Origin of the sequence: Streptomyces sp. SLBN-8D4, from assembly GCF_049739545.1 — a bacterium.
Classification (GTDB): domain Bacteria; phylum Actinomycetota; class Actinomycetes; order Streptomycetales; family Streptomycetaceae; genus Streptomyces; species Streptomyces canus_C.
The window spans coordinates 8906274-8919788 of record NZ_JBMGQC010000001.1 but is presented as its reverse complement, the minus strand read 5'-3'; the positions used below and the strand labels follow the sequence as shown (position 1 = coordinate 8919788).

Annotated in this window: 11 protein-coding genes; 6 read left to right on the top strand and 5 right to left on the bottom strand. The window is 69.8% G+C overall.

Annotated elements, in window-relative coordinates; all coding sequences use genetic code 11:
- Window positions 1–49: 49 nt before the first annotated feature.
- The 3 genes from RKD20_RS40405 to RKD20_RS40395 form a co-directional block, all read right to left on the bottom strand.
- Window positions 50–520, bottom strand: a complete 471-nt coding sequence (locus RKD20_RS40405; protein WP_424882035.1) for a carboxymuconolactone decarboxylase family protein — start codon at window positions 518–520, stop codon at window positions 50–52.
- Between the two features lie 90 nt (window positions 521–610).
- A complete protein-coding gene (locus RKD20_RS40400; RefSeq protein WP_424882034.1) occupies window positions 611–1312 on the bottom strand; it encodes a restriction endonuclease in 702 nt (233 codons plus the stop codon).
- A 146-nt stretch (window positions 1313–1458) separates the two neighbouring features.
- Window positions 1459–2517 carry a glycoside hydrolase family 5 protein gene (locus tag RKD20_RS40395; protein WP_424882033.1) on the bottom strand — a complete coding sequence of 353 codons (1059 nt, stop codon included), beginning with the start codon at window positions 2515–2517 and terminating at the stop codon, window positions 1459–1461.
- 148 nt (window positions 2518–2665) lie between these two features.
- On the opposite strand from RKD20_RS40395, the gene RKD20_RS40390 reads away from it, so the two are divergent.
- The 3 genes from RKD20_RS40390 to RKD20_RS40380 all read left to right on the top strand — a co-directional run bounded on the left by RKD20_RS40390 (window position 2666) and on the right by RKD20_RS40380 (window position 4736).
- Complete coding sequence (locus RKD20_RS40390; protein ID WP_424882032.1) at window positions 2666–3712, top strand: LacI family DNA-binding transcriptional regulator; 1047 nt, start codon at window positions 2666–2668, stop codon at window positions 3710–3712.
- Window positions 3713–3806: 94 nt separating this feature from the next.
- Window positions 3807–4337 (top strand): AAA family ATPase, encoded by a 531-nt coding sequence (locus RKD20_RS40385; RefSeq protein WP_424883435.1) that lies wholly within the window; start codon window positions 3807–3809, stop codon window positions 4335–4337.
- A gap of 33 nt (window positions 4338–4370) precedes the next feature.
- Entirely contained in the window at window positions 4371–4736 is a 366-nt protein-coding gene (locus RKD20_RS40380; RefSeq protein ID WP_424882031.1) for a hypothetical protein, read from the top strand.
- Between the two features lie 21 nt (window positions 4737–4757).
- On the opposite strand, the gene icmF is transcribed toward RKD20_RS40380, so the two are convergent.
- Window positions 4758–7988, bottom strand: a complete 3231-nt coding sequence (gene icmF, locus RKD20_RS40375; RefSeq protein ID WP_424882030.1) for a fused isobutyryl-CoA mutase/GTPase IcmF — start codon at window positions 7986–7988, stop codon at window positions 4758–4760.
- A 492-nt stretch (window positions 7989–8480) separates the two neighbouring features.
- On the opposite strand from icmF, the gene RKD20_RS40370 reads away from it, so the two are divergent.
- From RKD20_RS40370 to RKD20_RS40360, 3 genes are all read left to right on the top strand, one after another.
- The gene (locus RKD20_RS40370; RefSeq protein ID WP_424882029.1) at window positions 8481–10655 is read left to right on the top strand and encodes an MMPL family transporter; all 2175 of its coding nucleotides are present in this window, start codon (window positions 8481–8483) and stop codon (window positions 10653–10655) included.
- Between the two features lie 126 nt (window positions 10656–10781).
- Window positions 10782–11543, top strand: a complete 762-nt coding sequence (locus RKD20_RS40365) for a YqjF family protein (protein ID WP_424882028.1) — start codon at window positions 10782–10784, stop codon at window positions 11541–11543.
- Window positions 11544–11659: 116 nt separating this feature from the next.
- Entirely contained in the window at window positions 11660–12727 is a 1068-nt protein-coding gene (locus RKD20_RS40360; protein ID WP_424882027.1) for a glycerophosphodiester phosphodiesterase family protein, read from the top strand.
- Between the two features lie 108 nt (window positions 12728–12835).
- Here RKD20_RS40360 and RKD20_RS40355 read toward each other — a convergent pair whose 3' ends face one another.
- A complete protein-coding gene (locus RKD20_RS40355; RefSeq protein ID WP_424882026.1) occupies window positions 12836–13483 on the bottom strand; it encodes a DUF6629 family protein in 648 nt (215 codons plus the stop codon).
- Window positions 13484–13515 lie beyond the last annotated feature (32 nt).

Genomic DNA, 13515 nt, shown 5'->3' with positions numbered 1-13515 from the left:
TCGGGCCCGGGGTCTGCAGCCCCCGGGCCGGCCACCCGGTCCGTCAGGTTCAGCCGAACTGACCGACCACGTAGTCGCCGGCCGGCTGCTGGGTCATGACGTTCAGCCGGTTGAAGGCGTTGATGACGGCGATCAGCGAGACCAGCGCGAGGAGCTGGTCCTCGTCGTAGTGCTTGGCCGCGTTCTCCCAGACCCCGTCCGGGACGCCGGCGCCGTCGGCCAGGCGGGTGCCCTGCTCCGTCAGCTCCAGCGCGGCCCGCTCGGCCTCGGTGAAGACCTTGGCCTCACGCCAGGCAGCGACCATGTGGAGGCGCTGCGCGGTCTCACCCGCGGCGGCCGCCTCCTTGGTGTGCATGTCGAGGCAGAACCCGCAGCCGTTGATCTGGCTCGCGCGGATCTTCACCAGTTCCTGGGTCGTCATCGGCAGTCCCGAGTCCGTGACCACCTTGCCCGCCATGGCGAAATGCTTGAGCAGCTTGCCGGCCAGCGGGCTGGTGAAGACGTCGAGTCGGGCTTCCATGGTGTGCTCCTTCGGCCGTTGTTGATGGCTACACACCTATGACTGAATGGCCCGGCGGATTGTGACACGCACGGATGTGACCTGCGTCTCCTAGTCTCCGTAAGCCTGCTTCCAGCGGGTCCGGTGCCGGGCGTCGCCCTGGCCGCGGCCGTTCACGGGGCTCAGTGACATCAGTGAGGCCCCGTTGTTCCACAGGCCGAGGAGGTCGCGGTGCACGGCGAGGATGTCGTACTCCACGGCGAACCTCTCGGAGGGGCCGGTGAAGCGCGAGGTCGTGACGAACACGGCCACGTCGGCGCGGAAGTGCACCCGCGCGCCCAGCAGATCGCGCAGTTCGCGGTTGGGGATGGCCCTGCTCGGTGCGTACCGTTTGCACTGGACGACCATCGTCCGGCCGTCCGGCAGCCGCCCGAGGACATCGGCGCCGTTGTCGCCCGCGCCGCCCACCCGTCGGACCTCCGTGCAGCCGTCCCGGCGGCACAGCCCCGCGACCAGTTCCTCGAACTCGGTGCCCGTCATGGCGTCCACCTCGGCGAGGGTCCGCCGGCCGGCCTGCACCGCGTCCTCCTGGCGCCAGTGCCGGTCCCGGCCGCGCAGCAGCCGGTCCGTGCGCCACAGCCACCATCCGATCGTCCCCGCGGCACCGACCAGCAGGAAACCCAACAGGTACGGCCACACGCGCGTCCAGAACCCCACCAGGAGGACCAGCGCCAGCGCGCCGCCTCCCGCTCCCCACCTGATCCTCCGCGCCCGCCTTCTGCTAGCGGCCGTACCCCGTCGACGCCTGGCCATGGCGACCTCCCCCCGGTGTCCCTGTCCGGAAGTCTGGGCAGTTCAGGAGGGCGCGGGAAGGGCGCGAGTCGGCCATGTCCGAGCAGTGGCCGTGGACGCCGGTCGGCCGCGACGCCGAGAGGCACCGCGGCCGGCCGGGGAACGGGTCAGCCCTGGACGGGCTTGCCGCGTCCCCAGGCCCAGGCGAGGCGGTCGGCGCCGGTCTGGTTGGTGGTCTCCAGCCACGGGCGGTTGGCGGGCCCGACGAGCTTCTGCACCGAGTAGATGTCGTCGGTGCGCAGGCCCGGCCAGTACACCGAGCCCATCTTCAGCTCGCGGAAGGTGTCGGTGACGGCCTGCACGTAGTTGACGAAGTTGTCGTCCGGGGTCTTCACGTTGTAGTTCAGGCCGGTCGTCATCGGCGCGCCGAACTCGTCCGCCACGGTCCGGTTCGCGCAGTCGCCGATGCGCACCTTGAGGTCGGCGACCCACTCGTCATAGGTGGCGTACGACTTCCAGAAGCCGTAGTGGTGCAGCGACAGGTAGGTGCCCTTCAGGCGCGGGTCGGCGCACACCGTGGTGACGTGGTCGTTGTAGCCGGCGCCGCTGACGAAGACGCGGTTGCGCGGCACCGACTTGTAGGTGTCCAGCCACTTCGCGGCGATGTCGGCCCACTGGGCGTCGGTGTAGCCGTGCGGTTCGTTCATCGGCTCGAAGTAGACCCGGGAGTTGCCCTTGTAGGCCTTGACGACGGTGTTCCACATCGGCCAGTAGGTGGCCTCGTCGTCGATGTAGCCGTCCTTGCGGTCGCCCGTGCCCTCCCAGTAGGACACGATGACCTTGAAGCCGTGGGCCGTCGCGGCGTCTATGACGCCCCGGTACGACTTCCAGTAGGAGCCGTTGACGGTGTACGGGTTGATCGGCAGCCGGACGGTGTTCGCGCCGAGGTTGGCGCGGAACGCCGAGATGATGCGGCTCGCCTTGGTGTACGTCTGGGCGTAGGTGTCGGAGGTCGACAGGCCCGACAGCTGGAGCTCGTCGTCGGCGAAGTTGTCGCGCGGGTCGGCCCAGTTGACGCCCTTGAACTGGGTCGTGTCGGTGGTCGGCGCGGCGGCGGAGGCGGGGCTGCCGGTGAGGGTGGCGCCGCTGATCGCGGCGATCACCACGGCGACGAGCGAGGCACGCAGCCTCGGGGCGCGACGGGTGCTGACGGGGGTCTTGCGCATCGACCAAACCCTTTCGGAATGACAGCATGTTTACGTAAACATGACGGCGCCGGAATCGTGGCATCCGTCTCGGCGACCGTCAAGGTTTCCCACACGTAACATCCGGTGCGACACGCAACAGGTTCGTGTGCGGACTCAGGAGGCAGCAGTGGTGGAGCGGGGAGGTTCCGGTGTCCCCGGGGGCCGGCGCAAGCAGCGCGTGTCCATGGCCGACGTCGCCAAACTCGCGGGCGTCTCCTCGCAGACCGTCTCACGGGTCTCCAACGGTCACCCCGGGGTGATCAGTTCGACGCGCGAGCAGGTCCTGGCGGCGATGCGGGAACTGGGGTACCGGCCCAACAGTGCCGCGCGGGCCCTGCGCTACGGCCAGTTCAACACCATCGGCGTGATCCTGTTCAGCCTCTCCTCCACGGGCAACAGCCGCACGGTGGAGGCGATCGCCACGCACGCTGCGGCCGAGGGCTACGCGATCACGCTGATCCCCATCGACGTCCCGACGCAGGACAACGTCCTGGGCGCCTTCACGCGCATGGGCGAGCTGGCCGTCGACGCGGTCATCGTCATCATGGAGATCCATCTCCTCGACACCGGGACGGTGCAGCTGCCGCCCGGGGTGCATGTCGTCGTGGTGGACTCCGACGCGGGCGACCGCTACAGCGTGGTCGACACCGATCAGGCGGACGGCGCCCGGCAGGCCGTGCGGCATCTGCTCGACCTGGGCCATCGGACCGTATGGCATGTGACCGGTCCGCAGGCGTCCTTCGCGGGGCAGCGGCGAGCCCAGGCCTGGCGTGCGGTGCTCCGGGAGGCCGGGCGGCCGGTGCCGCCCGCGCTGTACGGGGACTGGTCGGCCGAGTCCGGTTACGCGGCCGGGCTCGTGCTCGCCGACCCACCGGACTGCACGGCCGTGTTCGCCGCCAACGACCAGATGGCGCTGGGGCTGCTGCGCGCGTTCCACGAGCGGGGGCTGTCCGTGCCGTACGACGTCAGCGTGGTCGGTTTCGACGACATCCCCGACGCGGCGTTCTTCGTGCCGCCGCTCACCACCGTCCACCAGGACTTCGCGGAGGTGGGGCACCGCTGTGTCCAGCAGGTGCTGCAGCAGATCCGCGCGGGCGAGGGCGGACAGCCCGGAACCGATCTCGTCCCGACGCGCCTGGTGGTGAGGGGCAGCACCGCGGCGCCGCGGTGCTGACGCGGGTCGGATCGCGGGGCGGGCGCCCGCGCCGGCGAGTGGTCCTGCATGATCCGAGGGGCGAGGTGTGCACGAGGAACCGGGGGAAACAGCTGTGATCGTGTGGGTCAACGGGGCTTTCGGCAGCGGGAAGACCACGCTCGTGGAGGAACTGCGCCAGCGGTGGCCCGAGGCGCTGGTCCTCGACCCGGAGATGGTCGGCTATGTGCTGCGGGAGATCGTGGACGTGCCGACCGGCGACTTCCAGGATCTGCCGCTGTGGCGGCGACAGGTCGCCGGCCTGGCCGTCGGCCTGGTCGAGGAGTACCGGCGCCCGCTTCTGGTCCCCATGACGTTGGTCGACCGGGGCTATCTGGACGAGATCTTCGGCGCCCTGAAGGACGCGGACGTCGTCGTCCACCACTTCTTCCTCAAGGTGGCGCCGGAGATCCTGGCGCGGCGGATCGACGCGCGGAGCTTCTTCCCCGACGACCCGGCCCGGGAGGAACGCGTGCGGGCGTGGTGCAGGGCCCGCATCGAGGCGTGCACGGCCGCGGTCGACACCCTGCCCGGTGACACGGTGTTCCTCGACGGCGAGTCCACCCCACGGGAACTGGCCGACCAGGTGCTCGCCCGCGTCGGTTGACCTTCCCCCGAGGGGAGCCCGCAGCATCGCCGCATGGTGCGAGGGAAACGACTGCTGGTCGACGTGGGGCCGCCGCGGGTGGGCGAGTTGCGGAGGCTGTGGGCGGCGGGGATCGTGACCACCCTCGGGGCTCAACTGACCGCGGTCGTCGTCCCGTTGCAGATCTACGAGTCCCCGGCTCGTCGGCCTGGGTGGGCTGCTGCTGGGATCGACACGGTGGTGGCGGCCGGAGGGCTACCGCTGGGCGTCCTCCTGCACGGCACGGTCGCCGCCGCCCTCGGTGTCCCCACGGACCCCGGGCCGGACAAGAGACGGCCGACCGGGCCGCCGGACCGTGACAGTCGACACAAGCGGGAGCGGGGAGCCACGAGCGGGGAGCGCGACCTCCCCGCCTCATGACGACCGTCCTCCCGAGAACCGTCAGACGTTGCGCCGGTACTGGCCGCCCACCTCGAAGAAGGCCTCCGTGATCTGCTGGAGCGAGCAGACCCGGGTGGCGTCCATGAGCACCGCGAACACGTTCTCGCCGCGTACCGCCGCGTCCTTGAGGGCGGTCAGCGCGGCCTGGGCCTCGTCGTGGTGGCGGGCGTGGAAGTCCCGTACCCGCTCCAGCTGGGACTGCTTCTCCTCCTCGGTGGCGCGGGCGAGTTCGACGACGCCGGGCTCGGCGGTGTCGGCGTGGGGGTTGCGGAAGGTGTTGACGCCGATCAGGGGCAGGGAGCCGTCGTGCTTGCGCTGCTCGTAGAGCATGGACTCGTCCTGGATGCGGCCGCGCTGGTAGCCGGTCTCCATCGCGCCGAGCACGCCACCGCGTTCGCTGATCCGCTCGAACTCCTGGAGCACGGCTTCCTCGACCAGGTCGGTGAGTTCGTCGATGATGAACGAGCCCTGGAGCGGGTTCTCGTTCATGGCCAGGCCCCACTCCCGGTTGATGATCAGCTGGATGGCCAGGGCCCGTCGTACGGACTCCTCGGTGGGGGTGGTCACGGCCTCGTCGTAGGCGTTGGTGTGCAGGCTGTTGCAGTTGTCGTAGATGGCGATGAGCGCCTGGAGCGTGGTGCGGATGTCGTTGAAGTCCATCTCCTGGGCGTGCAGGGAGCGTCCGGAGGTCTGGACGTGGTACTTCAGCTTCTGGCTGCGCTCGCCGGCGCCGTACTTCTCCTTCATCGCGACCGCCCAGATCCGGCGGGCGACCCGGCCGAGGACCGAGTACTCGGGGTCCATGCCGTTGGAGAAGAAGAACGACAGGTTGGGGGCGAAGTCGTCGACGCGCATGCCGCGGGCGAGGTAGGCCTCGACGTAGGTGAAGCCGTTGGCCAGGGTGAAGGCGAGCTGGCTGATGGGGTTCGCGCCGGCTTCGGCGATGTGGTAGCCGGAGATGGACACCGAGTAGAAGTTGCGGACCTGCTGCTGGATGAACCACTCCTGGATGTCGGCCATCATCCGCAGGCTGAACTCGGTGGAGAACAGGCAGGTGTTCTGGCCCTGGTCCTCCTTGAGGATGTCGGCCTGCACGGTGCCGCGCACGTTCGCCAGCGCGTGCGCGCGCAGTTCGGCCGCTTCCTCGGGCGAGGGGGCACGGCCCTCCTCGGCGCGGAACCGCTCGGTCTGCTGGTCGATCGCGGTGTTGAGGAAGAACGCCAGGACAGCCGGTGCGGGTCCGTTGATCGTCATCGACACCGAGGTCGTGGGCGCCACCAGGTCGAAGCCGTCGTAGAGCGCCTTCATGTCCTCCAGGGTGGCCACCGAGACGCCGGAGGTGCCGACCTTGCCGTAGATGTCGGGGCGTTCGTCGGGGTCGCGGCCGTAGAGGGTGACGGAGTCGAAGGCGGTGGACAGGCGGGTCGCCGGCTGGCCCTCCGAGAGGAGCTTGAAGCGGCGGTTGGTGCGGAAGGGGTCTCCCTCGCCGGCGAACATGCGGGCAGGGTCCTCGCCGTCGCGCTTGAAGGGGAACACCCCGGCGGTGAAGGGGAAGTGGCCGGGCAGGTTCTCCGCCCGCCAGAACCGGACCAGTTCGCCGTGGTCGGTGAAGCGGGGCAGGGCGACGCGGGGGATCTTGTTGCCCGACAGGGACTCGCGGGTCAGCTTGGTGCGGATCTCCCGGTCACGGACCTTCACGACCTGCTCGTCGCCCGAGTAGGAGGCGATCACCGAGGGCCAGTTCGTGATCTGTTCAGTGATCTCGTACGGCAGCTGCCGACGCGCCTCGGTCAGCAGGGACCGTACGTCCTCGGAATCCAGGCCGGCGTCGGCGAGTTCGGCCTCGACGAGCTCCAGCCGCTGAACTCGCCGTGCCTGTCCGGCCAGTTGAAGGGTCTCGGCGTGGTAGCCGCGGACGGCATCGGTGATCTCGGCGAGGTAGCGCACCCGGTCCGCGGGGACCACCTGGCGGATGCCGGAGGAATGCCGTACGTCCACCGGGACCAGGGACCCCTCGGACAGCGTCAGGCCCTTCTCCGCCAGAGTGCTTTTCAGATGCTGATGGAGCGCGGTGACGCCGTCGTCGTTGAAGGTGGCCGCGGAGGTGCCGTACACGGGCATGTCCTCGGGCCGCTTGCCGAACGCCTCGCGGTTGCGGACCAGTTGGCGGCCGACGTCCCGCAGGGCGTCCTTGGCACCGCGCCGCTCGAACTTGTTGATCGCCACGACGTCGGCGAAGTCGAGCATGTCGATCTTCTCCAGCTGCGAGGCCGCGCCGAACTCCGGAGTCATCACGTACAGGGACGCGTCGACGAACGGCACGATTGCCGCGTCGCCCTGGCCGATGCCCGGCGTCTCCACGATCACCAGGTCGAATCCGGCGGCCTTCACGACGTCGATCACGTCGGAGAGGTGCTCGGGCAGCTCGCGGCTGCCCCGGGTGGCGAGGCTGCGGAAGAACACCCGGTCGCCGTCGAGGGAGTTCATCCGGATCCGGTCGCCGAGCAGCGCTCCGCCGCCCCGCCGACGCGTCGGGTCGACCGCGATCACGGCGATGCGCAGGGCGTCCCGCTGGTCGACGCGGAACCGTCGTACCAACTCGTCGGTCAGGGACGACTTCCCGGAGCCGCCGGTGCCGGTGATACCGAGCACCGGCACGTTGCGCGCGGCCGCCGTGGTCCGCAGCTCGCGCCGGAAGTCCTCGGGCAGCTTGCCGAGTTCGGCACCGGTGAGGGCACGGGCGATCGCGAACCGGTCACCGGTCAGCACCGCGGTGAGGTCGGCCGGCCTGCCGTCCCAGAGGTCGAAGTCGCAGTCCTTGACGACGGTGTTGACCATTCCCGCGAGACCCAGTCGCTGGCCGTCCTCGGGGGAGAAGATCGTCACCCCGCTCTCCCGGAGCCGGGCGATCTCCTCCGGCACGATCACTCCGCCACCGCCGCCCACCACCCGGATGTGCTCCGCGCCCTGCTTCCGCAGCGAGGCCACCAGGTACTCGAAGTACTCCACATGTCCGCCCTGGTAGGACGAGACCGCCACGCCGTGCGCGTCCTCCTCCAGAGCCGCGTCCACGACCTCCCGCACGGACCGGTTGTGGCCGAGGTGGATGACTTCGGCGCCCTGCGACTGGAAGATCCGTCGCATGATGTTGATCGAGGCGTCGTGCCCGTCGAACAGCGCCGAGGCGGTGACCAGGCGGACGGGGTGGACGGGGCGATGCAGATCGCTCATGGCGGAGCCTTCCCGGGGCACGTCGAGGAACGCGAGCTGAGAAAATAGTAGGACGTCCTAGTAAATATATGGGGTCGGGTGACGAGAAGCACAGCGGGACACTCGGACGGCGAGCCGCCGGTACCCGCTGCGGACGCGCCGGGTGCCGCTTGGTGTGGACGGATGCCCACCCTCCCCCACGGTCCGCGGATCGCCGTCGTCGGCGCCGGCATCGGCGGTCTGGCCGTCGCCGGGGGGCAACGGCTGGATCTACGGGTACGACGCCGAGAAGGCCCTCGCGATGCCGTCCTGACCCCGGCCAGGATCCGGCACGGATCGTGGGCTGACTGACTCCCGGTCAAGCGATCTTCACCCGTGATCACTACGATGTGAGCCCAAGACAACTATCCGGCCGGTCCCACGGGGGGACCCTGGGGGACCGGCCGGGGGTCGCCGATGCCAGGGACCGCTCCCCGGGCTGCGGTGATCTTCCTTCCCAGGAGGACCTTCCGCATGTTCCGAAATATTGGCAACGCTGTCGTCCGACATCCCGTCTGGACGATCGTTGCGTGGTTGATCGCAGCTGTGGCGATCGTGGCCACCGCTCCGAGCCTGCCCTCGAACAGTGACGAGAGCAGCTTTCTCCCCAAGAGTTACGAGTCCATCAAAGCGGCACAGGTTCAGGAGAGGGCGTTCCCCAGCGCCTTCACCCCGTCCGCGATCGCGCTGTACCAGCGCACCGACGGCGGCAAGCTGACCGCCGCCGACCAGAAGGATGTCGCCCGGATCACCTCCGAGCTCGGCAAGAAGAAGATCGACCAGGTGCAGAAGGTCGTCCCCGGCCAGCCGTCCTCGGACGGCAGGTACGCCCTGACCCTGGTCCAGATGGACAGCAAGAAGGCCGGCCAGCCCGAACAGGCCGACGCGGCCAAGGTGTTGCGCGACGACGTCAAACAACTCGCCAAGGGCACGCACCTCGACGTCAAGCTCGGCGGCTCGGCCGCTCAGGCCCTCGACCAACAGGACTCGTCCAAGCGCGGCGAGGCACTGATCGGCATCGGCACCTTCCTCATCATCCTGGTGACCCTGCTGATCATCTTCCGGGCGCCGATCCTGGCCTTCCTGCCCCTGATCACCATCGGGTTGGTGTCCGCGATCGCCAACGGACTGATCGCCTACGCCACCAAGCTCTTCGGTCTCCAGGCCAACAGCTCGATCTCGTCGATCCTGATCGTCGTGCTGTTCGGCGTGGGCACGGACTACTTCCTGTTCCTGATGTTCCGCTACCGCGAACGCCTGCGGCTCGGCGACGAACCGAAGCAGGCCATGATCAACGCGGTCGACCGGGTCGGCGAGGCCATCGCCTCCGCCGCCGGAGCGGTCATCATCGCCTTCCTGGCGCTGGTCCTGTCGACGCTGGGCTTCCTCAAGCAGATGGGTCCGGCGCTCGCGATCGCGGTCACCGTCACCCTGATCGCCGGCCTGACGCTGATCCCGGCCATCGTCTCGCTCATCGGCCCGAAGGTCTTCTGGCCGTCCAAGTCGTGGCAACGCGAGCCGGAGAACGCCCGGTTCGCCGCGCTGGGCCGCGGGGTGCGGAACCGTCCGGCGCTGACCGCCGGGCTCTCCGGACTCGTCCTGGTCGCGCTGTCGCTCGGGACGTTCGGCTACAACGCCACGTTCGACCTGGCGTCCGGGTCCATGCCCAAGACCAAGGAGTCGATGGTCGTCCAGGACGAGATGCAGAAGGCGTACTCGGCGGGTGCAGCTGCTCCGACCGACGTGTATCTGTCCAGCACCGACGGCAAGCCGATCGACACGACGGTCTTCGACGCGTACGTGAAGAAGCTGGGGGCCGTCGACGGCGTGGCGAACGCGCGTCTGTCCCAGTTGAACAAGGACGGCACCACGATCGACTTCACCGTCACCCTCAAGTACGAGGCGTCGACGGACAAGGCCATCGAGACGGTGGGCCGGGTCCGCGACGTCGCGCACTCCGGCGCCCCGGACGGCACCGAGGCCCTGGTCGGCGGCATGTCCTCGATCTACAAGGACATCGACACCGCGGTCAACCACGACTACCGGACGGTCTTCCCCGTCGCCGCCGTGCTGATCATGCTCATCCTGGGTCTGCTGCTGCGCAGCGTGGTCGCCCCGTGGTACCTGATGGCCTCGGTGGGCCTCGGCTTCAGCGCCACGCTCGGTGCCACGGTCTGGATCTTCCAGGAGGGACAGGGACACTCGGGCCTGATGTTCATGCTCCCGGTGATCATGTATCTCTTCGTGGTCGCCATCGGCACCGACTACAACATCCTCATGATCGCCCGGCTGAGGGAGGAGGCCCGCGAGGGCCGCGAGCCGCGTGAGGCGGCCGGTATGGCGGTGCGGCACGCCGGTCCCACGGTGGCCGCGGCGGGCTTCATCCTGGCGGCGACCTTCGCCACGATGATGCTGGCCGGCAACGCCCTGCTCACCGAGATGGGCTTCGCGGTCTCCTTCGGCATCGCCGTCGCCGCCTTTGTCATGGCGATGTTCTTCACACCCAGCCTCACCGCCCTGATCGGCCACGCGGCCTGGTGGCCGGGGCACGCGGACCGGGCGAAGGAGACACCGGCCGCCGCCCCCGCGCCCGTCTCCGGCGGCGGCCGGGACACCGCGGTGCAGGATCCGGCAGGTCGGCGCAACTGACGCCGCTGACACCGCTGTGACGCGACGGCGTCTGCCGGGCCGCACGGCCCGGCAGACGCCGTCCTTCGTTTCCCCGTTTCCCGTCCCGCCGGGCGGACGCTTGCGGTCTCTGCCACCCTGGACCCCGTGCCGAACCCCACTCCCGTCACCCCGGACGCTCCCGCCCTCATACGGGTCCCGCTGCTCACCCAGCAGTGGCTCGACCTCGCCTTCATCCACTGGGCCGTCGAACCGGCGGTCGTGGCGGGGCTGTTGCCGCGCGGTACGGTCCCCGACACGCACGAGGGGCTCACCTACGTCGGCCTTGTCGCGTTCCGGATGCACCGGGTCGGCTGGCTGGGGCTGCCGGGGGTGCCGTATCTCGGGACCTTCCCGGAGACCAACGTGCGCCTGTACTCGGTGGACGCGCACGGACGGCGCGGAGTGGTGTTCCGCTCGATGGACGCCTCCCGGCTGATGCCGGTGGTGATGGGACGCCTCGGCTTCCGGCTGCCGTATCTGTGGTCCCGGATGAGCGTCCGCAGGGCCGGTGACACCGTCACCTACACCAGCTCCCGCCGCTGGCCCGGCCCGCGCGGCGCCCGCAGCCTGCTCACGGTACGGACCGGAGAACGCATCGGGAAGCCGACCGGCCTGGAGCACTTCCTCACCGCCCGCTGGGGCATGCACAACGCCTTCTTCGGCGGCCCCGAGCCGCTGGCCTACCTGCCCAACGACCATCCGCGCTGGCCCCTGTACCGCGCCGAGCTGCTCACCTGCGAGCAGGACCTCGTCACCGCGGCCGGCCTGCCCGCCCCGGCCGACGCCCCGGTCAGCGTCCTGTACTCCCCCGGCGTCCCGGTCCGCCTCGGCCGCCCGGCCCGCCCCGCGGGCATCCCCACGCCCTGACGGCGGCGGGAGCGCGTTCTTCGGACATTCACGGCGGGATCACGTCCGAGGGGTTGAACCGGTCCGCGACCGCACTAGCGTCTGTGGGCGTCCCGACCCACACGAGTGAGGTGTCGATGTCCTCAAGACATGTCCTCGCCGGCCTGGCGCTGGTCCCGGTGCTCACCCTGTCGGCCGCCGTGCCCGCGACGGCGTACGAAGGCCAGGGCCCGCCCGCGCCGAAACGGCACTTCGACCTCCAGGCCCACCGCGGCGGCCTCGGTATGACGACCGAGGAGTCCCTGGAGGGCTTCGGGAAGGCGCTGCGTCTCGGGGTGTCCACGCTGGAGCTGGACACCCATGTCACCAAGGACCTGAAGGTCGTCGTCAACCACGACCGGCAGATCAGCGCGGTCAAGTGCCGTGACACGGGGCCGGTGACGACCGGCGATCCGATGTACCCGTATGTCGGCAAGTACATCAAGGATCTGACGCTGGCTCAGATCAGGACGATGGACTGCGGCTACCAGCAGCTGCCCGGTTTCCCCGAGCAGGAAGTGGTCAAGGGCTTCCGGATGGTGGAGCTGAAGGACGTGCTGAACCTCGTCAGGCGTTACCGCGCGAGGCAGGTCAAGCTGAACATCGAGACGAAGGTCGAGGCCGGCGCGCCCGAACAGACCGCGCCGCGTGAGCTGTTCGTACGGCGCGTCCACGAGGAGATCCACCGCTCGGGCATCGAGCGGCAGGTCACCATCCAGTCCTTCGACTGGGGCGCGCTCAAAGAGATGCACGAGCTGGCCCCGAAGTGGCCGCTCGTCGCGCTCACCAACTACGACTTCCTCCAGGTCGGCAAGCCCGGCGCGTCGCCGTGGCTCGGCGGGATCGACGCCGACGACTACGGCGGCGACTTCGTCAGGGCGGCCGCCACGATCCCCGGGGTCAAAGCCCTCTCCCCCAACTACGGCTTCCCGCAGAGCGGCAAGGTCGGCGACCCCGACTTCCGTTTCTACGCCGACCGGACGATGGTCGAGGAGGCCCACGCCCGGGGGCTGAAGGTCATCCCGTGGACCTGCGACGACCCGGCCACCGTGGAGGGGCTCATGGACATGGGCGTCGACGGCGTCATCACCGACTATCCGAACCGCGTACGGCAGATCATGGCCGAGCGCGGCATGGCTCTGCCGAGGGCGTACCGGCCGCGCTGACGGGCTCGTCGCTGGGCGGGCTCAGAGTGGCCGCTCACCTGAACATCCCTTGCACGCCTCACAGTTGGGAAGGCTGTTCGCTGTACGGAGCGACTACGGCCCTCGGGCCTACGGCCGGTAGCTGATCTCCGGGAGAGCCCGCTTCGGGGCGGGACGCCGGGTCACCCATCCGTACAGGACCGCCGAGCAGACCGCCGCCAACGCGCACCAGGTCGACACGAACTCCAGCCGCCACAGCAGCCAGCACACCAGGGCGCCCGCCCCCGTCAGGATGCCGAGCGCGGTGAGCCAACGGTCGCCTGAGAACAGCAGGGCGCCGACCGTGGCGATCAGGTAGCCCGCGACGAGCAGTTCCGCCCGGGGCAGCCCGATGACGTAGGCCATGGTGTGGCCGCGGATCTCGGCCCGGGCCGGGCGGGTGGCGAGGCCGTGGGCGAGGAAGGCGGCGGTCAGCGCACCCAGCGCCACGAACGCGGTCGCCCGGCGGCCGGCTCGGCGTGAGGCCGCGCACCACACGCCCAGCGGCACCCACACGGCGAGCACGGGCAGGGCGATGACGGCCCAGGCCATGGTGGCGGCGCCGGTGCCTCCGCCGGCGTGCCAGACCTGGGCCTCGACCAGTTGGTGGACGCCGAGCAGCAAAGGCAGCGCGGCGAGGGGCAGGTCGCCGGCGCGCCGGGTGCGGATCAGGCAGGCCGCCCCGACGGAGGTGATGGCCGCGCCCGCCACAAGGTCCGCTGTCGCACTCCAGCACATGACACCACCATGTCAGGCCGGACCGTCGACCG